The sequence below is a fragment of the Aeromonas sp. EU05-FHT14A05 genome (assembly GCF_058791175.1).
Genome location: NZ_JBYTDH010000012.1, coordinates 20,592 through 41,166 on the forward strand (window position 1 = coordinate 20,592; position 20,575 = coordinate 41,166).

The 20,575-nt window shown below is 62.3% G+C and carries 24 protein-coding genes; 23 read left to right on the forward strand and 1 reads right to left on the reverse strand.

All coding sequences use genetic code 11. From position 1 onward, the window contains the following. The first annotated feature begins 1 nt into the window (after position 1). From AC3WR3_RS16190 to AC3WR3_RS16295, 22 genes are all read left to right on the forward strand, one after another. Positions 2–877, forward strand: a complete 876-nt coding sequence (locus tag AC3WR3_RS16190; RefSeq protein ID WP_025326254.1) for a MinD/ParA family protein — start codon at positions 2–4, stop codon at positions 875–877. Beyond that, a complete protein-coding gene (locus AC3WR3_RS16195; protein ID WP_492292316.1) occupies positions 870–1,589 on the forward strand; it encodes an RNA polymerase sigma factor FliA in 720 nt (239 codons plus the stop codon). Before AC3WR3_RS16190 ends, AC3WR3_RS16195 begins: the two co-directional genes overlap by 8 nt. 123 nt (positions 1,590–1,712) lie before the next feature. Beyond that, positions 1,713–2,084, forward strand: coding sequence for a chemotaxis response regulator CheY (cheY, locus tag AC3WR3_RS16200; RefSeq protein WP_425266319.1), 372 nt, complete (start codon positions 1,713–1,715; stop codon positions 2,082–2,084). A 12-nt stretch (positions 2,085–2,096) separates the two neighbouring features. Then, positions 2,097–2,837: a protein phosphatase CheZ gene (locus tag AC3WR3_RS16205; RefSeq protein ID WP_025326257.1), complete on the forward strand. Its 741-nt coding sequence runs from the start codon at positions 2,097–2,099 to the stop codon at positions 2,835–2,837. Between the two features lie 11 nt (positions 2,838–2,848). Beyond that, positions 2,849–4,990 carry a chemotaxis protein CheA gene (locus tag AC3WR3_RS16210; RefSeq protein ID WP_492292319.1) on the forward strand — a complete coding sequence of 714 codons (2,142 nt, stop codon included), beginning with the start codon at positions 2,849–2,851 and terminating at the stop codon, positions 4,988–4,990. A 31-nt stretch (positions 4,991–5,021) separates the two neighbouring features. After that, positions 5,022–6,134 carry a protein-glutamate methylesterase/protein-glutamine glutaminase gene (locus AC3WR3_RS16215; RefSeq protein WP_492292321.1) on the forward strand — a complete coding sequence of 371 codons (1,113 nt, stop codon included), beginning with the start codon at positions 5,022–5,024 and terminating at the stop codon, positions 6,132–6,134. A gap of 2 nt (positions 6,135–6,136) precedes the next feature. Beyond that, positions 6,137–6,874 (forward strand): flagellar motor protein, encoded by a 738-nt coding sequence (locus AC3WR3_RS16220; protein ID WP_162519155.1) that lies wholly within the window; start codon positions 6,137–6,139, stop codon positions 6,872–6,874. A gap of 2 nt (positions 6,875–6,876) precedes the next feature. Continuing rightward, a complete protein-coding gene (locus tag AC3WR3_RS16225; protein WP_202046406.1) occupies positions 6,877–7,785 on the forward strand; it encodes a flagellar motor protein MotB in 909 nt (302 codons plus the stop codon). 4 nt (positions 7,786–7,789) lie between these two features. Further along, the gene (locus tag AC3WR3_RS16230) at positions 7,790–8,584 is read left to right on the forward strand and encodes a ParA family protein (protein ID WP_342057774.1); all 795 of its coding nucleotides are present in this window, start codon (positions 7,790–7,792) and stop codon (positions 8,582–8,584) included. Continuing rightward, positions 8,581–9,456, forward strand: a complete 876-nt coding sequence (locus tag AC3WR3_RS16235) for a chemotaxis protein CheW (RefSeq protein ID WP_492292324.1) — start codon at positions 8,581–8,583, stop codon at positions 9,454–9,456. Before AC3WR3_RS16230 ends, AC3WR3_RS16235 begins: the two co-directional genes overlap by 4 nt. Positions 9,457–9,525: 69 nt before the next feature. After that, positions 9,526–10,014, forward strand: coding sequence for a chemotaxis protein CheW (locus AC3WR3_RS16240; RefSeq protein ID WP_005333026.1), 489 nt, complete (start codon positions 9,526–9,528; stop codon positions 10,012–10,014). A gap of 94 nt (positions 10,015–10,108) precedes the next feature. Continuing rightward, complete coding sequence (locus tag AC3WR3_RS16245; RefSeq protein ID WP_139435279.1) at positions 10,109–10,495, forward strand: DUF2802 domain-containing protein; 387 nt, start codon at positions 10,109–10,111, stop codon at positions 10,493–10,495. Positions 10,496–10,851: 356 nt separating this feature from the next. After that, positions 10,852–11,487 carry a cytochrome c biogenesis heme-transporting ATPase CcmA gene (gene ccmA, locus AC3WR3_RS16250; protein ID WP_492292326.1) on the forward strand — a complete coding sequence of 212 codons (636 nt, stop codon included), beginning with the start codon at positions 10,852–10,854 and terminating at the stop codon, positions 11,485–11,487. 2 nt (positions 11,488–11,489) lie between these two features. Further along, positions 11,490–12,158, forward strand: a complete 669-nt coding sequence (ccmB, locus tag AC3WR3_RS16255) for a heme exporter protein CcmB (protein WP_025326266.1) — start codon at positions 11,490–11,492, stop codon at positions 12,156–12,158. 164 nt (positions 12,159–12,322) lie between these two features. Beyond that, positions 12,323–13,063, forward strand: a complete 741-nt coding sequence (locus AC3WR3_RS16260; RefSeq protein ID WP_025326267.1) for a heme ABC transporter permease — start codon at positions 12,323–12,325, stop codon at positions 13,061–13,063. 2 nt (positions 13,064–13,065) lie between these two features. Further along, positions 13,066–13,272 (forward strand): heme exporter protein CcmD, encoded by a 207-nt coding sequence (ccmD, locus tag AC3WR3_RS16265; RefSeq protein ID WP_202046403.1) that lies wholly within the window; start codon positions 13,066–13,068, stop codon positions 13,270–13,272. Further along, positions 13,269–13,760 carry a cytochrome c maturation protein CcmE gene (gene ccmE, locus AC3WR3_RS16270; RefSeq protein WP_139435273.1) on the forward strand — a complete coding sequence of 164 codons (492 nt, stop codon included), beginning with the start codon at positions 13,269–13,271 and terminating at the stop codon, positions 13,758–13,760. The genes ccmD and ccmE overlap by 4 nt, the downstream gene beginning before the upstream one ends. Positions 13,761–13,925: 165 nt before the next feature. Further along, on the forward strand, positions 13,926–15,881 hold the full coding sequence (locus tag AC3WR3_RS16275) for a heme lyase CcmF/NrfE family subunit (protein WP_202046402.1): 1,956 nt from the start codon (positions 13,926–13,928) through the stop codon (positions 15,879–15,881). Continuing rightward, positions 15,878–16,408 carry a DsbE family thiol:disulfide interchange protein gene (locus AC3WR3_RS16280; protein WP_139435269.1) on the forward strand — a complete coding sequence of 177 codons (531 nt, stop codon included), beginning with the start codon at positions 15,878–15,880 and terminating at the stop codon, positions 16,406–16,408. Before AC3WR3_RS16275 ends, AC3WR3_RS16280 begins: the two co-directional genes overlap by 4 nt. A gap of 11 nt (positions 16,409–16,419) precedes the next feature. Next, on the forward strand, positions 16,420–16,899 hold the full coding sequence (locus AC3WR3_RS16285; RefSeq protein ID WP_342057777.1) for a cytochrome c-type biogenesis protein: 480 nt from the start codon (positions 16,420–16,422) through the stop codon (positions 16,897–16,899). Further along, positions 16,896–18,161, forward strand: coding sequence for a c-type cytochrome biogenesis protein CcmI (ccmI, locus tag AC3WR3_RS16290; protein ID WP_492292330.1), 1,266 nt, complete (start codon positions 16,896–16,898; stop codon positions 18,159–18,161). Before AC3WR3_RS16285 ends, ccmI begins: the two co-directional genes overlap by 4 nt. An 80-nt stretch (positions 18,162–18,241) precedes the next feature. Then, complete coding sequence (locus AC3WR3_RS16295) at positions 18,242–19,051, forward strand: MlaA family lipoprotein (RefSeq protein WP_139435263.1); 810 nt, start codon at positions 18,242–18,244, stop codon at positions 19,049–19,051. A 101-nt stretch (positions 19,052–19,152) separates the two neighbouring features. Here AC3WR3_RS16295 and sodB read toward each other — a convergent pair whose 3' ends face one another. Next, entirely contained in the window at positions 19,153–19,737 is a 585-nt protein-coding gene (gene sodB, locus AC3WR3_RS16300) for a superoxide dismutase [Fe] (RefSeq protein WP_005331469.1), read from the reverse strand. A gap of 287 nt (positions 19,738–20,024) precedes the next feature. Here sodB and AC3WR3_RS16305 point away from each other — a divergent pair, with 287 nt between their 5' ends. Further along, entirely contained in the window at positions 20,025–20,369 is a 345-nt protein-coding gene (locus tag AC3WR3_RS16305; protein WP_139435261.1) for a Grx4 family monothiol glutaredoxin, read from the forward strand. Positions 20,370–20,575 lie beyond the last annotated feature (206 nt).

Sequence of the window (20,575 nt, forward strand, 5' to 3'; positions counted from 1 at the left end):
CATGTATATGGATCAGGCGAGTGGTCTGCGCAAAATGCGTCAAAACAATCGAGTAAAAGTGATCGCCGTGTCCGGAGGCAAGGGGGGCGTCGGCAAGACCAACGTGACCCTGAACGTGGCGGGAGCCATGGCCGCCCAGGGCAAGCGGGTGTTGGTGCTGGATGCCGACCTGGGTCTGGCCAACGTCGACGTCATGCTGGGGCTGCGGGTGCACCGCAACCTCTCCCATGTGCTGGCGGGGGAGTGCACCATAGACGACATCATCGTCGAGGGGCCCTACGGCATGATGATAGTGCCGGCCACCTCGGGCACCCAGTCCATGGTCGAGCTGTCGCCGGTGCAACATGCCGAGCTCATCCGCGCCTTCAGCGAGATGAAGACCCAGGTGGACGTGCTGCTGGTGGACACGGCGGCAGGGATCTCCGACATGGTGCTGAGCTTCACCCGCGCGGCTCAGGACATCATGGTGGTGGTGTGCGACGAGCCCACCTCCATCACCGATGCCTATGCGCTCATCAAGATCCTCTCCAAGGATCACGGGGTGTTCCGCTTCAAGGTGGTGGCCAACATGGTTCGCTCCCTGCGCGAGGGGCAGGAGCTCTTCGCCAAGCTGACCCGGGTGACCGACCGCTTCCTGGACACCTCTCTGGAGCTGGTGGCCTGCGTGCCTTACGACACCAACCTGCGGGCCGCGGTGCGTAAGCAGAAGCTGATCGTCGAGGCGTTTCCCAAGTCCCCCGCCTCCCTGGCATTCCGTGCCCTGGCGAACAAGGCGGCGAGCTGGCCCATCCCGAACCAGCCGGGGGGACACCTCGAATTTTTCCTGGAAAACTTATTGCAAAAGCCGGTCATAGCACAGGAAGACTCCCGTGAATAAAGCCCAAGCATACTTGCGTCATCAGGATTCCTACGTGCTGGTCGAGCGTCATGCTCCGCTGGTCAAGCGGATTGCCCAGCATTTATTGGCTCGCCTGCCAAGCAGTGTCTTGCTGGATGACCTGATCCAGGCAGGTATGATTGGGCTGCTCGAAGCCTCCCGCAACTTTGACGGCAGCAAGGGCGCCAGCTTTGAAACCTATGCCGGCATCCGCATCCGCGGCGCCATGCTCGACGAGATCCGCCGCGGGGACTGGGTGCCCCGCTCGGTGCACCGCAACAGCCGTGCCATCGCAGAGGCGATCGAGAACGTGGAGCAGGCCCATGGCCGGGATGCCAGAGACACCGAGGTGGCCGCCAGCATGGGGGTCTCCCTTGGCGAATACCATGCCATGCTGCAGGATGTCTCCTGCGGCAAGATCATCGGCATCGAGGATCTCGGGGTCAGCGAGGATGTGATAGGGCATCCCGATGACGCCAGCGGTCACGGCGGCTTCGACGATCTGGCGGCCGAGCGCTTTCAGGGCGCCCTGGCCGAACACATCGCCCGCCTGCCCGAACGGGAAGCCCTGGTGCTGTCGCTGTATTACGACGAAGAGCTGAACTTGCGTGAAATCGGGGAAGTCCTGAGCGTGAGCGAGTCTCGGGTGAGCCAGATCCACAGCCAGGCCATGCACAGGCTGCGGGCCCGTTTGAGAGATTGGAATTTATAAGTGGTTGTACTGGCTACACTGGAACGCAACTCTAAGGCATAATCCGCACCATAAAACCTGCGATCTGCATCATGTAAGTGAGCCGTTTTGGCGGCTATTTAGGAGGGAATTTTGGACAAGAACATGAAAATCCTCATCGTCGACGATTTTTCAACGATGCGCCGGATTATCAAGAACTTGCTGCGTGACCTGGGATATAACAATACCCATGAAGCAGACGATGGCAACACGGCCCTGCCGATGTTGAAAAACGGCGATTATCAGTTCGTGGTCACCGACTGGAACATGCCCGGCATGCAGGGCATAGACCTGCTCAAGGCGATCCGTCTCGATGACAAGCTCAAGCACCTGCCGGTACTGATGGTGACTGCGGAAGCCAAGCGCGAGCAGATCATCGAAGCCGCCCAGGCCGGGGTCAATGGCTATATCGTCAAGCCGTTCACTGCCGCCACCCTCAAAGAGAAGCTCGACAAAATCTTTGAACGAATCGGCTAAGGAGCGGCAGGGATGAAGGCCAAAACGAGTGCCATGATCTCGCTTGAACAGGCAAGGATGCTGGTTGCCCACCTGGAGCGAGAAGAGTTTGAACAGGCCGATACCATCCTCGCCGATGTGTGCGCCCCCAATGCGGCGGCCCTGTTTGACAAGGTGGGGCAGCTGACCCGCCAGTTGCACAACTCACTGCAAGATTTTCGCCTGGATCCCAGGATCCCCGACCTGGCCACCCATGAGATCCCGGATGCCCGGGAGCGGCTCAGCTATGTCATCGACATGACGGACAAGGCGGCCAATCGCACCATGGATGCGGTCGAGGCCAGCCTTCCCATCGCCGATCGGCTCAATGACAACATTCAGCTGGTGATGCCCAATTGGAATGCCCTGATGAGCCGGGATCTTGAACTGGGCCAGTTCAAGGCACTCTGCCATCAACTGAATGATTTTATTAAGGCTTCGGAGACGGATGCCGATAAGTTACGACAACTGCTGACTGAAATCCTGATGGCTCAGGATTTCCAGGACTTGACCGGTCAGATGATCCGCAAGGTGATCAAGCTGGTGCAGGAAGTTGAAACAAAGTTGATAGAGATGCTGACCATGTTTGGTGAGGCCGTCATCGAGAATTCGGCGCGCAGCCTGCCGGCGAGCGGCATCGAGGCAGAGGGCCCCATCATGAACCCGCAGACAAGGTCCGATGTGGTCAATGGTCAAGATGATGTGGACGATCTGCTGTCTAGCCTGGGATTCTAATGGAGTGACGCATGGCCTTCGAAGTTGATGAAGACATACTGCAAGACTTTTTGGTCGAAGCATCAGAAATATTGGAACAGTTGTCTGAACAACTGGTCGACTTGGAAAAGCGGCCCGATGACAAGAATCTGTTGAATGCCATCTTCCGCGGCTTCCATACCGTCAAGGGGGGAGCGGGTTTCCTCTCCCTGACCGAGCTGGTGGACGTCTGCCACGGTGCCGAGAACCTGTTCGATATGCTGCGCAACGGCAAGCGAACCCTCAGTGCCGAGCTGATGGATGTCATCTTGCAGGCTCTTGATGCCATCAACGTCATGTTTGCCCAGGTGCAGAACCGGGAGCCGACCAGCCCGGCCTCTGCGGATCTGCTGCACGATCTGCACGAGCTGTGCAAACCCGAAGGGCAGGAGCAGCTGCGTACCGCCAGTGTTGCCGCCCCGCAGCAGCCAGAACCCGAGCCCGAACCTGAACCCGTCATCGTCGCCGAGAGCGCCCCTGTGGCCGTCAACGGTGGCGGCTCCATCGACGAGATCTCCGCCGACGAATTCGAGCGTCTGCTGGATGAACTGCACGGTGCCGGCAAGGCGCCGACGGTGTCTGCCGCCCCCGTGTTGAGCGGTTCGGGCGACATCACGGACGACGAGTTCGAGGCCCTGCTCGATCAGCTGCATGGCCAGGGCCAGCACGGCGGCGCCCCGGATCTCTCCCCGCTGCAATCGGTACAAAAAGAGGTGGACGAGCTCATCGACGACGACGAGTTCGAACGCCTGCTGGATGAATTGCATGGCCGTGGCCAGGCGCCCCAGCACAGCATGGCGGCTGCACCGGCTCCCGAGCCCAAGGCTCCCGCCGCGCCCGTGGCCCCCAAGGCGCCGGTCACGGCCAGCGCCACCCCCGCCAAACCCGCTTCTGCACCGGCCAAACCGGCCCCGGCACCCGCCCCTGCCAAGCAGGCGGCCCCCGCCGAGAGCAGTGCGGTGCAAAACGACACTACGGTGCGGGTGGATACCAAGACCCTGGACGTCATCATGAACATGGTGGGCGAGCTGGTGCTGGTGCGAAACCGCCTGGTGAGCCTCGGCATCGCCAGCAACGACGAAGAGATGTCCAAGGCGGTGGCCAACCTGGATGTGGTGACCGCCGATCTGCAGGGCGCGGTCATGAAGACCCGCATGCAACCTATCAAGAAAGTCTTCGGTCGCTTCCCCCGCGTTGTGCGCGATCTCGCCCGCACCCTCAAGAAAGAGATCGAGCTGGTGATGGTGGGTGAAGAGACGGATCTCGACAAGAACCTGGTGGAGGCCCTGGCCGATCCCCTGGTTCACCTGGTGCGCAACTCCTGCGACCACGGGGTCGAGATGCCGGACGTGCGGGAGAAGGCGGGCAAGCCCCGTCAGGGTACCATCACCCTGAGCGCCTCCCAGCAGGGTGACCATATCCTGCTCTGCATCGAGGATGACGGCGCCGGCATGGATCCGGAGAAGCTCAAAGCCATCGCCGTCAGCCGTGGCGTGCTCGATGCCGACAGCGCGGCGCGCATGAGCGACAACGACGCCTACAACCTGATCTTCGCCCCCGGTTTCTCCACCAAGTCCGAAATCTCTGACATCTCGGGCCGTGGCGTCGGCATGGATGTGGTGAAGACCAGCATCGTCAGCCTCAATGGCTCGGTGCACATAGATTCGACCTGGGGCAAGGGCACCCGCCTCGAGATCAAGGTCCCCCTGACCCTGGCCATACTGCCGACCCTGATGGTGGAAGTGGGTGAACAGACCTTCGCCCTGCCGCTTGGCTGCGTGAACGAAATCTTCCACCTGGATCTGAAGAAGGCCAACGTGGTGGATGGCCAGCTCACCATCATAGTCCGTGACAAGGCGATCCCGCTGTTCTACCTGCACAAGTGGCTGGTACGCGGTGCCGGCAGAACGGCCCGTCAGGACACAGGCCACGTGGTCATCGTCCAGATCGGCACCCAGCAGGTGGGCTTCGTGGTGGACAACCTCATCGGTCAGGAAGAGGTGGTGATCAAGCCTCTGGACAATCTGCTGCAAGGGACCCCCGGCATGGCCGGCGCCACCATCACCAGCGATGGCGGCATCGCCCTCATCCTGGACGTGCCCAGCCTGCTCAAGGCTTATGCCCGCCGCCACTGAGCGTCTGGCTCAAGGAGTTAAAAGAATAACAATGGCAGTCAAGGTATTAGTGGTCGACGATTCGAGTTTCTTCCGTCGCCGGGTCAGCGAGATCATCAATCAGGACCCCCTGATGACGGTGATCGACACGGCCCAGAACGGCCGGGAGGCGGTAGACAAGGCGCTGCAGTTGCGGCCTGACGTCATCACCATGGACATCGAAATGCCGGTGCTCGACGGTATCAGCGCCGTGCGCGAGATCATGGCCAAGTGTCCGACCCCCATACTGATGTTCTCCTCGCTGACCCATGAGGGGGCCAAGGCGACCCTGGATGCACTGGATGCCGGAGCCCTGGATTTCCTGCCCAAGAAGTTCGAAGACATAGCCAGGGACAAGGATGAGGCCGTCAAGCTGCTGCAACAGCGCGTCAGGGAGATAGCCCGCAAGCGCTTCCTGATGGCGGCCGCCAGACCCCGGCCGCCGGAGCCTGCGGTGCGCCCCGCCCTCGGTGCTGCCCTAGCGCGTCCTCTTGAGCGCCAGCCCGAGCCGGTTCGCGCCGCGGCGCCCGCCAGCTTCAAGCGCAGCGGCAAGAGCTATCAGCTGGTGGCCATCGGCACCTCCACCGGTGGCCCGGTGGCGCTGCAGAACGTGCTGACCAAGCTGCCGGGAGATTTCCCTCACCCCATATTGCTGATCCAGCATATGCCGGCCACCTTCACCGCGGCCTTCGCCGCCCGTCTCAACGGCCTGTGCCAGATCGGCGTCAAGGAGGCTGAAGACGGTGACGTGCTGAGGCCTGGTCACGCCTATCTGGCCCCAGGTGGCAAGCAGATGCTGCTGGAAGGGCGCGGGCCAGGTGCTCGCCTTCGCATCATAGAGGGCAATGACAAGGTCAACTACAAGCCCTGCGTCGACATCACCTTCGCCTCCGCCGCCAAGATCTACGGCGACAAGGTGCTCGCCATCGTGCTGACCGGCATGGGCGCCGATGGCCGGGACGGGGCGCGTTTGCTCAAGGAGCAGGGCGCCACCATCTGGGCGCAGGATGAAGCCTCCTGCGTGGTCTACGGCATGCCCCAGGCGGTTGCCAAGGCGGGCATAGCCAGCGAATCCCTGCCGCTGGACAGGGTAGCCCAGCGCATCCTGGTCGAGTTGGGCCGCTGACCATGGGCATGTTCGGCCTGGTGCTGGCGCTGGTCGCCGTGGCCGTCGCCCAATGGTGGCACGGCGGCAGCCTGCTGACCCTGCTGGATGGCCCTGCCTTCGTCATCGTGGTCGGGGGCACCTGGGGTGCCGTCATCCTGCAGACGCCCCGCAAGTACATGCTGTCCGCCCTCGCCCAAGCGCGCTGGATGCTGTTCCCGCCGCAACTGGATCTGGTGCAGCAGGCCGAGCGCCTGCAGGCCTGGGCCCAGTTTGCGCGCCAGCAGGGGTTGCTGGCGCTGGAGAACCAGGCCGAACAGGAGAGCGATCCCTTCACCCGCCAGGGGCTCACCATGATAGTGGACGGCGTCTCCATCGAGGATATCCGTCGCCTGCTGGAGGCGGACATCGACATCGAGCAGGAGCGCAACGAGCACGCTGCCAGGGTGTTCGAGGCCATGGGGGGCTACAGCCCGACCATAGGCATCATAGGGGCCGTAATAGGCCTCATCCAGGCCATGTTTCATCTGGAGGAGCCCGGCACCCTGGGCGCCGGCATCGCCATCGCCTTCGTCGCGACCATCTACGGGGTGGGCTTTGCCAACCTCCTCTATCTGCCGATAGCGAATCGCCTGCGGGCATTCCACTACCACTACGGTCTCTATCAGGAGATGACGCTGGAAGGGTTGCTGGCCATCGCCCACGGGGAGAACGGCCAGCAGGTTGAACGGCGGCTACGGGCTTATCTGAAAGGGGAATAGCCATGCGCAAGCGCTATCGTTTGCACCTGCAGGGGCGAGAACATCTCGATCGCTGGCTGGTCTCTTATGCCGATTACATGACGCTCATCTTCGCCCTCTTCGTGGTGCTCTACTCGGTGGCCATCGTCAACAAGGAGCAGTACCGCGCCGTCATCGAGGGCATGACCCAGGCCTTCAACCAGGTGCCGCGCAGCGATGGCCTGCTGGAAGGGCAGGGCAACTCCCTGCTCAACAACCCGGTGTCGGCCGCGCCTTCCCTGCTGGAGAGCCAGGCCTCACCGTCGCCTTCGCGCGCCCCCATCACGGGCACCCCGATCCAGCAAGATGGCACGGCCCTTGCGACCATAGACCTGCAACTGCAGGAGGCCATGGGCGCCCTGGTGGATGCCGGCGTGGTCAAGCTGGCGAAGGATGACAACTGGCTGACGGTGGAGCTGAGTTCCGGCCTGCTGTTTCGCAGCGGCAGCGCCTTTCTGGGGAGCAATGCGGCCCCTGTGCTCGATACGCTTTCAGGTATTCTGAAACCGGTCGATAACTATGTCAGGGTGCGGGGTTACACGGATAACCAACCGATCAACAACGAGATGTTTCGCTCCAACTGGACCCTGTCTGCCGCCCGCGCCGAGGCTGTGCTCGGTGCCCTGGTGGCCAAGGGAATAGCCCCCGAGCGGCTCGCCTACGAGGCCTATGGGGAGTTCTCCCCCTTCGCCGACAACGGCAGCGAGCAGGGGCGGTTACAGAATCGCAAGGTCGTGGTCGCCATATCCAGATTCGCCTGGGTGCCGCGACTCCCCGTCAACTCCCTGACGGTGACGCCGGCTCCGGCTGCGCCACAGAGCGTCGACAGCGAGAACGTCAGAGTGGTGACGCTGCCCGGTGGTGGCATACGCATAACAACAAGGCAGGATTGATACAGTGATTGTTTGGACGGTTGCCAATCAGAAGGGTGGAGTCGGTAAAACCACCACGGTCGTCTCCCTGGCGGGCATTCTGGCCCAGCGTGGCCAGCGGGTACTGCTGATCGACACCGATCCCCACGCCTCCCTGACCTCTTATTTCGATTTTGACTCGGACCGGCTGGAAGGCACCCTCTACGAGCTGTTCCAGGCGGCCAAGCCCAGTGCCGAGCTGGTCAACCGGATGACCCTGAAGACCAAGTTCGAGAACATCCACCTGCTGCCCGCCTCCATCACGCTGGCGACCCTGGACAGGGTCATGGGCAACCGGGAAGGCATGGGGCTGGTGCTCAAGCGTGCCCTGTTGCGGGTGCAGGATCAGTATGACTATGTGCTCATCGACTGCCCGCCCGTGCTGGGGGTGATGATGGTCAATGCGCTGGCGGCCTGCGATCGCATCCTGGTGCCGGTGCAGACCGAATTTTTGGCCTTGAAGGGGCTGGAGCGGATGATGAAGACCTTCGAGATCATGCAGCGATCCAAGCGGGACAAGTTCCGCTATACCGTGATCCCGACCATGTTCGACAAGCGTACCCGGGCCTCCCTGATGACGCTGCAGTCCATCAAGGAGCAGTATGGGGAGGCGGTGTGGAATGCGGTCATTCCCATCGACACCAAATTCCGGGATGCCAGCCTGCTGCACGTTCCGCCCTCCATCTATGCACCGGGCAGCCGTGGCACCTATGCCTACGAGACCCTGCTCAACAATCTCGATGCGCTTGAGCGTCAACGGACCCAGGAGGTGAAGCCATGAGAGAGACCACCCAGGTTCGGGCCATGGATGACTATTTCCACTCCCTGCTGCTCGATGATCTCCTGCTGCGGGACGATCCGGACGACGAGGCGCCGGCCCCTGTGCTGCAGTTGCAGCCTCAGCCCGCCCCCTTGCCCGAGGTGGCTGCGGCCCCCTATCTCGAAGCCGACAGCCGGCTGGCGCAACTGAGCGAGCTGCTCGCCCAGGTGAGCCAGGTGCAGGATGAGATGGATGTCCTGAGCCATGAAGAGCTGCATGTCGAGCCCTTCCAGCTCGAGGTCGAGGCAGAGCCCGAGCCAGTCGAGGTGGCCCTGGTGACGCCCGAGGTGATCCCGGTGATCCCGGTGATCGCCGAGCCCGTCGCCCTGGCACTGGCCGAACCCGTGCTGGCGGCGGAACCTGAGCCTGCTCCTGCGCCCTGGGAAAACCTGGATACCGGCAACGAGTTTCAGGCGCTCTTCTTCGACGTGGCCGGGGTGACCTTCGCCGTGCCCCTGACCGAGCTCGGCGGCATTCACCAGCTGGGGGAGGTGACTTCCCTGTTCGGCCAGCCGGGCTGGTACAAGGGGATCATGACCTCCCGGGAGCAGAAGATGAACGTGGTCGACACGGCCCAGTGGGTCATGCCGGGCCAGCATCTGGAGATAGACGAGTACAAATATCTGATTATGCTGGGGGAATCACCCTGGGGACTGGCCTGTCATCAGTTGAAGGGCACTGAACTGCTGCATCGGGATCAGGTGAAGTGGCGCCATCAGGAGGGGAAACGCCCCTGGCTGGCGGGCATGGTCAAGGAGAAGATGTGTGCCCTGCTGCACGTCAGGGAGCTCTTGGTGCTCCTTGGCCGAGGCGTGAACATCGAAGGCCGCTGACAACATCGGCACTGCCATGGTTTTATTGCTAATTTTACCCGTTGACGGGTTCATACAAGGATCAAGAAGATGACAGAGAAGCGCAATATTGCACAAAATCTGGCCGAGGACGAAGTGCTGCAGTGGGTGACCTTCCAGTTGGAAAACGAGACCTATGGCATCAACGTGATGCAGGTCCAGGAAGTGTTGCGCTACACCGAGATAGCCCCGGTCCCGGGTGCGCCCGACTATGTGCTGGGCATCATCAACCTGCGTGGCAACGTGGTGACCGTCATCGACACCCGCTCCCGCTTCGGCCTGCCGGCCGGTGATGTGAGCGAGAATTCGCGCATCGTCATCATAGAGGCGGAGAAGCAGGTGATCGGCATCATGGTGGACAGCGTGGCCGAGGTGGTCTATCTGCGCTCCTCCGAGATCGACGCCGCCCCGGCGGTGGGCACCGAGGAGAGCGCCAAGTTCATCCAGGGTGTCAGCAACCGCGACGGTCAGCTGCTGATCCTGGTGGATCTCAACAAGCTGCTCTCCGACGAAGAGTGGGACGATATCGGCTCCCTGTAACGGCGCGTCAAAAAGTGATACAACAGCGGTCCCGGATCTGCCCGTGGCACCTTGATGCCGAGCGGGACCCTGTGATGAGGAAGGTGACAGTTTGATGATTGAATTCGCAGCCTTGGGGTTGTCCTTGTTGGCGCTGGTGCTGGCCCTCTACGGTCTATTGGGTCACCGCCGCCGTCAGCGAGAGTCCGAGGCCAGGATGGAGACGCTGCAGGGGCAGCTCGAGAGTCTGCGCAAGCAGATGATGGAGCTGCATACCGGTGCCATCGGCATGGGTCAGCGCCTGCAATCCGCCGAAGGGGCCATGCAGAAGATCCAGGATAGCCAGCAGGAGTTGACCCTGCAGGATCCGGAGCGCCGCCTCTACAGCCGCGCCGCCAAGATGGTGGAGCTCGGCGCCGATCTCGACGAGGTGATGAGCGAATGCGAGTTGCCCCAGGCCGAAGCCGAGTTGCTGATCTCCCTGCGCAAGGGTCGCACCTGACCCCTGCTTCGGATCGAGAGGGGAGGCATGTGCCGCCCCTCTTTTCCCTGCCACCTCTTCCGCTGTTTGTGCGCGATCTCCCCCACTTTTCCCCTGCCACCCCTTCCTCTTCCCGTGCCTGGTCACTCCAGTTTCCCCTGCCACATCTTCCGCTGTTTGTGCGCGATCTCCCCCACTTTTCCCCTGCCACCCCTTCCTCTGCCCGTGCCTGGTCACTCCAGTTTCCCCTGTCACATCTTCTTCTGCCGGTGCGCGATCTCCCCCACAAATCCTGTTGATTATTGGCATCTTTGAAAAGACGCCTCCGGATCCTGTGTTAAGATGCAGGCCGCCTCATTTTCAACGATTACACCCTCATGCTGCTTCAAGCCAACAATCTGAGCTGCGTGCGTGAAGATCGCACCCTGTTTGAACATCTCTCCTTCGCGGTGCGCTCGGGCGATCTGATGCAGATTGAAGGCCCCAACGGGGTGGGCAAGACCAGCCTGCTGCGGCTGCTGACCGGCCTCTCCCAACCCTTCGCGGGGGAGGTGTGCTGGAACGGGGAGAACATCCGCCACTGCCGGGATGAGTTCCATGCCAGCCTGCTCTACTTGGGCCATCAGCCCGGCGTCAAGGCGACCCTGACCCCCCTGGAGAACCTCTCCTTCTATCAGAAGCTGCACGGCACGGCCGAGGCTTCCGTGGATCTCTGGCAGGTGCTGGCCCAGGTCGGCCTCGCCGGCTTCGAGGATTATCCCGCGGGCCAGCTCTCCGCCGGGCAGCAGCGGCGGGTGGCGCTGGCGAGGCTCTGGCTGAGCGAGCGCCCGGCGCTCTGGATCCTCGACGAGCCCTTCACCGCCATCGACAAGCAGGGGGTCAGGGTGCTGGAGCAACTGTTCCTCGCCCACGCGGATCGGGGGGGCATGGTGGTGCTCACCACCCATCAGGATCTGACCCTGATGCAGGGGCGGCTCAAGACACTGTCGCTGACCTCGTTGTTGCAGGAGTAGCCATGCTGCGCGCCGTCATACACCTTATTCACCGCGAGTTGCTGATGGCCCTGCGCCAGCGCGCCGACATCTTCAACCCGCTCTGGTTCTTCCTCATCGTCATCACCCTCTTTCCGCTGGGCATCGGGCCCGAGCCCCAGCTGCTGGCCCGCATCGCCCCCGGCATCATCTGGGTGGCGGCTCTGCTGGCGGCCATGCTCTCCCTGGAGCGGCTGTTTCGCGACGACTTCAGCGACGGTGCCCTGGAGCAGATGATGCTGATGCCTCATCCCCTCGGGCTGCTGGCGCTGGCGAAAGTGATCGCTCACTGGTTGCTGACCGGCCTGCCGCTGCTGCTGGTCTCCCCGCTGCTCGCCATCCTGCTCTCCCTGGACATGAAGAGCTATCTGGCCGTGGTGGCCACCTTGGCCCTCGGCACCCCTGTGCTGAGCCTGCTCGGTGCCGTCGGGGTGGCGCTGACGGCGGGACTGCGCAAGGGGGGCGTGCTGCTCAGCCTGCTGCTGCTGCCGCTCTATATCCCGGTGCTGATCTTCGCCACCTCCGCCATCGATGCGGCGAGCATGGGGTTGCCCTACGGGGGGCAGCTGGCGATCCTGGGGGCCATGCTGGTGGGGGCCCTGACCCTGACGCCCCTGGCCATCTCGGCGGCACTGCGGGTCAGCGTCAACTGATTAATTATCAAAAAAGCCTCTTTTGAGGCTGTTTTTTGAAAAATATAATTGAGATAGATCAAGGGGATGGCTGCTTATTGCTTTGGGGGGATATGATGTTTCCCGGCGGTGGGTATGGTAGGCCTCGCCACTTAAAAATTAATAACTGAAAGGTTCTGTGAGCTATGTGGAAATGGTTGCACCCTTATGCCAAACCCGAGCGCGCCTATGGGCTGGCCGGCACCCTGCTGCCCTGGTTTGTCGTGACAAGCCTGCTCGCCTTCATCATAGGCACCGTCTGGGGGCTGGCCTTTGCCCCCGCCGATTATCAGCAGGGTGACTCTTTCAGGATCATCTACATCCATGTGCCTGCCGCCATCCTCTCCATGGGGGCCTACTCCACCATGGCGGTGGCGGCCTTCATCGGCCTGGTGTGGCAACTGCGGATGGCGGACATGACGGTAGCGGCCATCGCCCCGGTGGGCGCCGTCTTCACCTTCATCGCCCTCTTCACCGGCGCCGCCTGGGGCAAGCCCATGTGGGGCACCTGGTGGGTGTGGGACGCGCGCCTCACCTCCGAGCTTATCCTGCTGTTTCTCTACCTCGGCGTCATCGCCCTCTACAACGCCTTCAGCGACAAGGTGGTGGCGGGGCGCGCCGCCGGCATACTGGCGCTGGTGGGGGTGATCAACCTGCCCATCATTCACTACTCGGTGGAGTGGTGGAACACCCTGCATCAGGGCGCCTCCATCACCAAGTTTGACAAGCCCTCCATCTCCCCCGAGATGCTGTGGCCGCTGCTCATCATGATACTGGCGTTTGCCACCTTCCTCGGGGCCCTGACCCTGATGCGGTTCAGAAACGAGCTGCTGATGCGGGAGTGGCACCGCCCCTGGGTTGCCGACATCGCCAGACAGGAGAAGTAAGCATGCACTTTGCCTCATTCAGCGACTTCATGGCCATGGGCGGTTACGCCTTCTACGTCTGGCTCTCCTTCGGCCTGACCGCGATCTGCCTGGTCGGTATCGTCATTTCCACCCGGTTGAAAACCCGCAGCCTGCTCGGCGAATTGCGCAACAAGCAGGCCCGCGAGGCCCGTCGCAAGGCGGCCCAGCAGATGGAGAACACCCTATGAACCCGAGACGCAAGAAACGCCTCACCATCATTCTGGCCATCAGCCTGGGCCTCGCCAGCGTGACTGGTCTGGTGCTCTATGCCCTCAGCCAGAACATCGATCTCTTCTATACCCCAAGCGAATTGGTGGAGGGCAAGGGGCCGGACAAGATCAAGCCGGAAGAGGGTCAGCGCCTGCGCATCGGCGGCCTGGTGGTGCCGGGCTCGGTGCAGCGGGATCCCCAGAGCCTCAAGGTGGCCTTCAAGCTGGTGGACAACGGCGGCCATCTGGTGACGGTGGAGTTTGACGGCATACTGCCGGATCTCTTCCGGGAAGGGCAGGGCATAGTCGCCCAGGGCACCCTCAAGGATGCCAGCACGGTGGCTGCCTTCGAGGTGCTGGCCAAGCACGACGAGAACTACATGCCGCCGGAAGTGGCGGACGCCACCAATGGCATGCACTTCAAGCCCGAATATACCGAGGCGCAATTGCAGGGGGCCAAGCAATGACGCTGGCAGCCTTGACCTTGTGTTCACCTCGTTTCGCCGCCGGATCGGTATGTCTCACAGCGCCATCGAAAGGAAATAGTCAATGATCCCCGAAGTAGGGCAGTTCTCACCGTCTCATGCCTGTGCACCGGTTCTGGTCGCGGCGCAATTGAAAGGAAGTCAGCCATGATCCCTGAACTGGGGCAATTCGCACTGATCCTGGCCTTTGCCACCGCCCTGCTGCTGGGCAGCTACCCGCTGATCGGCGCCCGACTGGGGCGCCTCGGCATGATGTCGGCGGCCCGTCCGCTCGCCTACAGCCAGTTCCTGCTGCTGTTGCTCTCCTTCCTCTGCCTCACCTGGGCCTTCGTCGACAACGACTTCACCGTGCAGTATGTGGCCACCAACTCCAACAGCCTGTTGCCGTTGCAGTACCGCATCTCGGCGGTGTGGGGGGCTCACGAGGGTTCCCTGCTGCTCTGGGTGCTGACCCTGGGGGGCTGGACCGCGGCCGTGGCCCTGTTCAGCCGCAGCCTGCCGCTGGATGCGGTGGCGCGGGTGCTGGGGGTGCTCGGCCTCATCTCGGTGGGCTTCACCGCCTTCGTGCTGTTCACCTCTGACCCCTTCACCCGCACCCTGCCGTACTTCCCGGTGGATGGGCGCGACCTCAACCCCTTGCTGCAGGATCCGGGTCTCATCTTCCACCCGCCGATGCTCTACATGGGCTATGTGGGCTTCTCGGTGGCCTTCGCCTTTGCCATCGCCTCCCTGATGACGGGGCGCCTCGACGCCACCTGGGCGCGCTGGTCCCGTCCCTGGACCATGGCGGCCTGGGTCTTCCTGACCCTTGGCATAGTGCTCGGCTCCTGGTGGGCCTATTACGAGCTCGGCTGGGGCGGCTGGTGGTTCTGGGATCCGGTGGAAAACGCCTCCTTCATGCCCTGGCTGGCGGGCACGGCCCTGCTCCATTCCCTGGCGGTGAGCGAGAAGCGCGCCACCTTCAAGGCCTGGACTGTGCTGCTGGCGCTCTCGGCCTTCTCCCTGAGCCTGCTGGGTACCTTCCTGGTGCGTTCCGGCGTGCTGGTGTCGGTCCACGCCTTTGCCTCCGACCCGACCCGCGGCCTCTTCATCCTGGGCTTCCTGCTGGCGGTGATAGGCAGCTCCTTGCTGCTGTTCGCCTTCAAGGGCTCCCAGGTGAAGAGCCACGGCAAGCACGAGCTGTGGAGTCGCGAGACCCTGCTGCTTGGCAACAATATCCTCTTGGTGGCTGGCCTGCTGACGGTGCTGCTCGGCACCTTGCTGCCCCTGGTGCACAAGGAGCTGGGGCTTGGCAGCATCTCCATCGGCACCCCCTTCTTCAACCACATCTATAGCTGGCTCATCATCCCGTTCGCCCTGCTGCTGGGGGTGGGGCCGCTGTTCCGCTGGCGCCGTCAGGAGCTCGGTGAGCTCAAGGGCAAGGTGGTGCTGGCCCTGGGGCTGAGCCTGGCCGCCGCCCTGCTGCTGCCGCAGCTCTTCGCCGGGGAGTTCAAGCCCTGGGCCGCGCTCGGCATAGGCCTGGGCAGCTGGATCATCATCACCAGCATCCAGGAGACCTGGGTGCGGGCTACCCACAAGCACGGCTTTGCCACCGGGGTGCGCAAACTCGGCAACAGCCACTGGGCCATGATCCTCGGCCACGTGGGGCTGGCGGTCAGCATCATCGGCATCGCCTGCACCCAGAACTACAGCATCGAGAAGGACTTGCGGATGCAGGCCGGCGATCGGGTGCACTTCGCCGATTACGAATTCGTGTTTGCCGGTATCAGCGAAAAGAACGGCCCCAACTACGACGGCTTCAAGGGGGTGCTGGAGGTGCACAGGAACGGCAAGCAGGTGGCCCTGCTCAAGCCCGAAAAGCGGATGTACAAGGTCAGTCGCATGCCGATGACGGAAGCCGCCATCGATGCCGGCTTCACTCGGGATCTCTATGCGGCGCTGGGCGAACAGCTCGACAACGGCGCCTGGGCGGTGCGGATCTACTACAAGCCCTTCGTGCGCTGGATCTGGTTCGGCGGCGTCTTCATGGCCATCGGCGGTGTGCTGGCCATGCTGGACAAGCGCTACCGATTCGGCCGTCGTGACGAGGAGACCAAGGCATGAGCAAGAAGACCTGGCTGTTTCTGCTGCCCTTCATCATCTTCCTGATGGGGGCCGTGTTCCTGTTCAAGGGGCTCTACTCGGACCCCACCAAGCTGGAATCCGTGATGGTGGACAAGGAGGTGCCCGTGTTTACCCTGCAGGACATCTACGACCTCGACAAGCAGCATGACAGGAGCATCTTCAAGGGGCGTCCCATGCTGCTCAACGTCTGGGCCACCTGGTGCCCGACCTGCTATGGGGAGCACACCTACCTCAAGCAGCTGGCGGGGCAGGGCATTCCCATCGTCGGCATGAACTACAAGGATGAGCGGGACAAGGCCATCAAGTGGCTGGCGGAGCTTGGCAACCCCTATGAGGTCAACCTCTATGATCCGGACGGCATGCTGGGGCTGGATCTGGGGGTCTACGGCGCCCCCGAGACCTTCTTCATCGACAGCCAGGGCATCATCCGCTATCGCCACGTGGGGGACGTCAATCCCGAGGTCTGGGCCTCGACCCTCAAACCCATCTTCGAGGCCATGAAGTGAGGGCAACTCCGATGAAAACGCTTATTGCATCCCTGTTGCTGCTGGCAGGCCTGCTGGGTGCCGGCCAGGCTCGCGCCGCCATCGACGTCTACACCTTCGACAGCGATGCCCAGGAGCAGACCTTCCGCGAGCTGACCAAGGAGCTGCGCTGCCCCAAGTGCCAGAACCAGGACATCGCCGACTCCAATGCGGGGCTCGCCAAGGATCTGAGGGACAAGACCTACCAGATGGTGCGGGACGGCAAGGACAAGCAGGAGGTGGTGGATTACATGGTGGCCCGTTACGGCAACTTCATCCTCTATGATCCCCCCCTGATGGCCTCCACCCTGATCCTCTGGCTTGGCCCCCTGCTGGTCATCGTCATCGGTGCCGCCACTGTGGTGGTGCGCAGCCGCCGTGCCCCGGCGGCGACAAAACGAATGGATAACGCCCTGAGCGAAGAAGAGCGGTGCCGTCTGGCCGAGCTGCTCAAAGAGGAAGAGAAACAATGACCGCATTTTGGATAGTGATCGCGGCCCTGCTGGCGCTGGCGAGCCTGGCGCTGATCCTGCCGCTGTGGCGCGGCGAGGGTCGCCAGAGCATCAGCCGTTCGGCCCTCAACAAGCAGCTCTACCGTCAGCGTCTGCGGGAGATAGGCGAGGAGCGTGAGCAGGGGATACTGGCCGAGGAGTCCGAGTCCCTGGTGGAGCTGCAACGCAGCCTGCTGGACGACATCCCCGACGTGGAGCAGAGCGCCCGCGGCGGCAAGAGCCTGACCTGGATCCCGGGTGTGCTGGTGCTGGTGGTGGTGAGTCTGGGGCTTTATTACCAGCTGGGGGCCTGGCAGGAGGTGAGCCGTTGGCAGGATGCCAGCAGCCGTCTTGGTGAGCTCAGTAACCGCATCCTGGTGGAGCGGGATAGCAATGTCACTGAGCAGGATCTGCTGGACTTCACGCTGGGGCTGCGCACCCGGCTGAAAGAAGAACCGAACGACTATCGTGGCTGGCTGCTGCTGGGGCGTCTGACCCTGGATGGCAACGACCCCGAGATGGCCCGCGAGGCGCTGGAGCGGGCCTACTCCCTGGCCCCGCAGAAGGCCATGGTGGCGGTACCCTATGCCCAGGCCCTGATGATGACGGGGGAGGAGGCCAGGGCGGATCAGCTGCTGCAGGCGGCCATCGCCCAGGATCCGGCCAACATAGAGGCGCGTTCGGTCCATGCCTTCATGGCGCTGCAGAAAGAGGACTTCCAGACCGCGCTGGTGCGCTGGCGAGCCATGTTGCCGCTGCTGGAGAAGGGCTCGACCCGTCACGCCATGGTGGAGCGCTCCATCGAGTATGCCGAGCAGCAACTGCGTCAGCGCGGCATCGCCGTGACAGCCGCACCCGCCGCCCAGGCCGAGCAGGGTAATGCCCAGGTAGTGGTGAAGGAGGGAGAGTATCCCCTGCACATCACTCTGGCGCCGGGTATCCAGCTGCCGGAGGATGCCCACCTGTTCGTCTTTGCGGTGATCCCCAATGGCCCGCCCATGCCCATCGCGGTCAAGCGCATCCCGGGCCCGCAGTTGCCCCTCACCCTGTCACTGGGGGATGGGGATGCCATGATAGAGGGGAGCAAGCTGGCGGCCTATCCCGAGCTGCAGTTCAAGGCTCGCCTCTCCCGGGGCGGCAACGTCATGAACAAGGAAGGCGCCTTCGAGGGGGTCTCGGTCACAGTGCCGACCACCACCATCCCCACAGCGCCGATTGACATCCGCATCGATCACGCACTCTAATACCCCCTTGGCCCGACCCCGGGACGGGGCGGGCCTACCTATAATCCATAAAGATTCCCAAAAAAGCTTAGGACTTTCATATGTATCTGCGTTCAGGAGCATTGGCAGTGGCACTGCTGTTGGGGGGCTGTGCCGGTGGCCCTCCCAAGCCGGGCCCAGAGAGCCTGGATCTCAACGAAACCCCCAGTCGCCCCGGGGCGACCAGCACGGCCAGCGATCCCCGTGACCCCTTCCAGGGGGCGAACCGGGCCATGTGGGCCATCAACTACGACGTGCTGGAGCCCTATGTGGCCCGCCCCGTGGTCCATGGCTACGCCCGCTATGTGCCGCAGGGGATGAAGGACGGCATCGACAACCTGGTGGAGAACTTCGACGAGCCGAGCAGCATGATCAACCACCTGCTGGTCGGCGATCTGAAGGGGGCGGGGACCAACCTGGGCCGCTTCACCCTCAACACCACCATAGGTCTGCTGGGGATCTTCGACGTGGCCAAGCATGCCGGCCTCGAGCGCAACATGCTGGAGATGGATACTGTGCTCGGCAAGGCGGACATCGGGGATGGCGCCTACATCATGGTGCCCGTCTACGGCCCGACCACCACCCGCGAGCTGGTGGGGGATACCATCGATACCCTCTACTTCCCCTATGCCCTGCTGACCTTCCCGATGAAGTTCGTGCACTGGGCGCTGGATGGCCTGGGCACGCGCTCCAAGCTGATCGATCAGGAGCGGATCATCGACAATGCGCTCGATCCTTATGCCCTGACCAAGGACTTCTACCTGCAGTACAACGACGGCAAGGTGACGGGTCGCCAGCCTGAGCTCAAGCAGCAGGGCCAGCAGGAGGATGACAGCAACCTGGACGAGTATCTGGACGAGATAGACCAGTAACGGCCCATGGTTATCAGAAAGGCGCCCATGGCGCCTTTTTCGTTGCCTGTTCGCCATAAAAAACGCCCCGCAGTGCGGGGCGTTTTGGCGAGAAGAGGCTATCAGGCAGCCAGGTTCTTGGCCACGAATTCCCAGTTGACCAGGGCCCAGAAGGTTTCCATGTACTTCGGACGCAGGTTGCGGAAATCGATGTAGTAGGCGTGCTCCCACAGGTCGACGGTCAGCAGCGGGGTGGTCCCGGCTTCGGTCAGCGGGCAGCCGGCGTTGGAGGTGTTGACGATGGCCAGGGAGCCATCGGCTTTCTTCACCAGCCAGGTCCAGCTAGAGCCGAAGTTGCCGATGGCAGACTTGGTGAACGCATCCTTGAACTCGGCGAAGGAGCCGAACGCCTTGTTGATGGCATCGGCCAGGGCGCCGGTGGGCTCGCCACCGCCGTTCGGGGAGAGGCAGTGCCAGTAGAAGGTGTGGTTCCAGATCTGGGCGGCGTTGTTGAAGACACCGCCAGTGGAGGTCTTGATGATCTCTTCCAGAGACTTGCCTTCAAACTCGGTACCCGGCACCAGGTTGTTCAGGTTGACCACGTAGGTGTTGTGGTGCTTGCCGTGGTGATATTCCAGGGTTTCCTGGGAGATGTGCGGTTCCAGAGCATTGATTGCATAGGGCAGAGCGGGAAGTTCGAAAGCCATTTTCTACTCTCCATTGGCTGGGCCGTGCGAAGGCGACGGTTGCAAGACATTGCGTACTCTTTTCTATGTTGAAAAGAATTGTTCTTGAAATGATGGGGCCAGACGGCCCAAAGCCCGTCGATTGTAGCAGCATCAAAGATGGGCGAACAACTCTTGATTCTCGCCATGATCCGGATCAAGCTGCGGCGTATTGATTCATCACTTCTTGCATTCGGGACGGTTTGCCAGTTTGTGGTCTGCCCGGTTTGCAGTAGAATGGCCGCCGAAATCGCTCTAGTGAGGCATTTATGGAAACTATTGAAAAGATCAAACAGCAGCTGGCTGAGAATCCCATCATCCTGTACATGAAGGGATCCCCCAAGCTACCCAGCTGCGGTTTCTCTGCCCAGGCCTCCCAGGCCCTGATGTCCTGTGGCGAGCCCTTTGCTTACGTCGACATCCTGCAAAACCCGGACATCCGTGCCGAGCTGCCGAAATTTGCCAACTGGCCCACCTTCCCGCAGCTGTGGGTGGAAGGTGAGCTGGTCGGTGGTTGCGACATCATGATCGAGATGTTCCAGGCTGGCGAGCTGCAGACCCTGATCAAGGAAGTCGCCGCCAAGCACAAGCAGGATGATGCCGCCGCCGAATAAGGTCGCATCCGCATCATGCAAAAAGGGGAGCCAATGGCTCCCCTTTTCTATGCGTGCGCTGACAGCCCAGAACCTGTTCACGATGTGTCACGAGGGGCTGTCAGCAAGGTGAAGAGCCGCGGAGGAACCGGAGTGTGTAAATACACATGAGGATTCCGAGCAGCACATGAGCCTTGATCACGGCCTCGCAGTCAGATCGTGAGCGG

What these genes read in the sequence shown, in the direction of transcription:
- AC3WR3_RS16215 (WP_492292321.1), top strand. Translation starts at nt 5,022, where the DNA reads ATGGCAGTCAAGGTATTAGTGGTCGACGATTCGAGTTTCTTCCGTCGC.
- ccmD (WP_202046403.1), top strand. Translation starts at nt 13,066, where the DNA reads ATGCACTTTGCCTCATTCAGCGACTTCATGGCCATGGGCGGTTACGCC.
- ccmA (WP_492292326.1), top strand. Translation starts at nt 10,852, where the DNA reads ATGCTGCTTCAAGCCAACAATCTGAGCTGCGTGCGTGAAGATCGCACC.
- AC3WR3_RS16190 (WP_025326254.1), top strand. Translation starts at nt 2, where the DNA reads ATGTATATGGATCAGGCGAGTGGTCTGCGCAAAATGCGTCAAAACAAT.
- ccmI (WP_492292330.1), top strand. Translation starts at nt 16,896, where the DNA reads ATGACCGCATTTTGGATAGTGATCGCGGCCCTGCTGGCGCTGGCGAGC.
- AC3WR3_RS16260 (WP_025326267.1), top strand. Translation starts at nt 12,323, where the DNA reads ATGTGGAAATGGTTGCACCCTTATGCCAAACCCGAGCGCGCCTATGGG.
- AC3WR3_RS16240 (WP_005333026.1), top strand. Translation starts at nt 9,526, where the DNA reads ATGACAGAGAAGCGCAATATTGCACAAAATCTGGCCGAGGACGAAGTG.
- AC3WR3_RS16280 (WP_139435269.1), top strand. Translation starts at nt 15,878, where the DNA reads ATGAGCAAGAAGACCTGGCTGTTTCTGCTGCCCTTCATCATCTTCCTG.
- AC3WR3_RS16295 (WP_139435263.1), top strand. Translation starts at nt 18,242, where the DNA reads ATGTATCTGCGTTCAGGAGCATTGGCAGTGGCACTGCTGTTGGGGGGC.
- AC3WR3_RS16285 (WP_342057777.1), top strand. Translation starts at nt 16,420, where the DNA reads ATGAAAACGCTTATTGCATCCCTGTTGCTGCTGGCAGGCCTGCTGGGT.
- AC3WR3_RS16245 (WP_139435279.1), top strand. Translation starts at nt 10,109, where the DNA reads ATGATTGAATTCGCAGCCTTGGGGTTGTCCTTGTTGGCGCTGGTGCTG.
- AC3WR3_RS16305 (WP_139435261.1), top strand. Translation starts at nt 20,025, where the DNA reads ATGGAAACTATTGAAAAGATCAAACAGCAGCTGGCTGAGAATCCCATC.
- AC3WR3_RS16210 (WP_492292319.1), top strand. Translation starts at nt 2,849, where the DNA reads ATGGCCTTCGAAGTTGATGAAGACATACTGCAAGACTTTTTGGTCGAA.
- AC3WR3_RS16275 (WP_202046402.1), top strand. Translation starts at nt 13,926, where the DNA reads ATGATCCCTGAACTGGGGCAATTCGCACTGATCCTGGCCTTTGCCACC.
- ccmB (WP_025326266.1), top strand. Translation starts at nt 11,490, where the DNA reads ATGCTGCGCGCCGTCATACACCTTATTCACCGCGAGTTGCTGATGGCC.
- AC3WR3_RS16235 (WP_492292324.1), top strand. Translation starts at nt 8,581, where the DNA reads ATGAGAGAGACCACCCAGGTTCGGGCCATGGATGACTATTTCCACTCC.
- AC3WR3_RS16225 (WP_202046406.1), top strand. Translation starts at nt 6,877, where the DNA reads ATGCGCAAGCGCTATCGTTTGCACCTGCAGGGGCGAGAACATCTCGAT.
- AC3WR3_RS16205 (WP_025326257.1), top strand. Translation starts at nt 2,097, where the DNA reads ATGAAGGCCAAAACGAGTGCCATGATCTCGCTTGAACAGGCAAGGATG.
- sodB (WP_005331469.1), bottom strand. Translation starts at nt 19,737, where the DNA reads ATGGCTTTCGAACTTCCCGCTCTGCCCTATGCAATCAATGCTCTGGAA.
- cheY (WP_425266319.1), top strand. Translation starts at nt 1,713, where the DNA reads ATGAAAATCCTCATCGTCGACGATTTTTCAACGATGCGCCGGATTATC.
- ccmE (WP_139435273.1), top strand. Translation starts at nt 13,269, where the DNA reads ATGAACCCGAGACGCAAGAAACGCCTCACCATCATTCTGGCCATCAGC.
- AC3WR3_RS16220 (WP_162519155.1), top strand. Translation starts at nt 6,137, where the DNA reads ATGGGCATGTTCGGCCTGGTGCTGGCGCTGGTCGCCGTGGCCGTCGCC.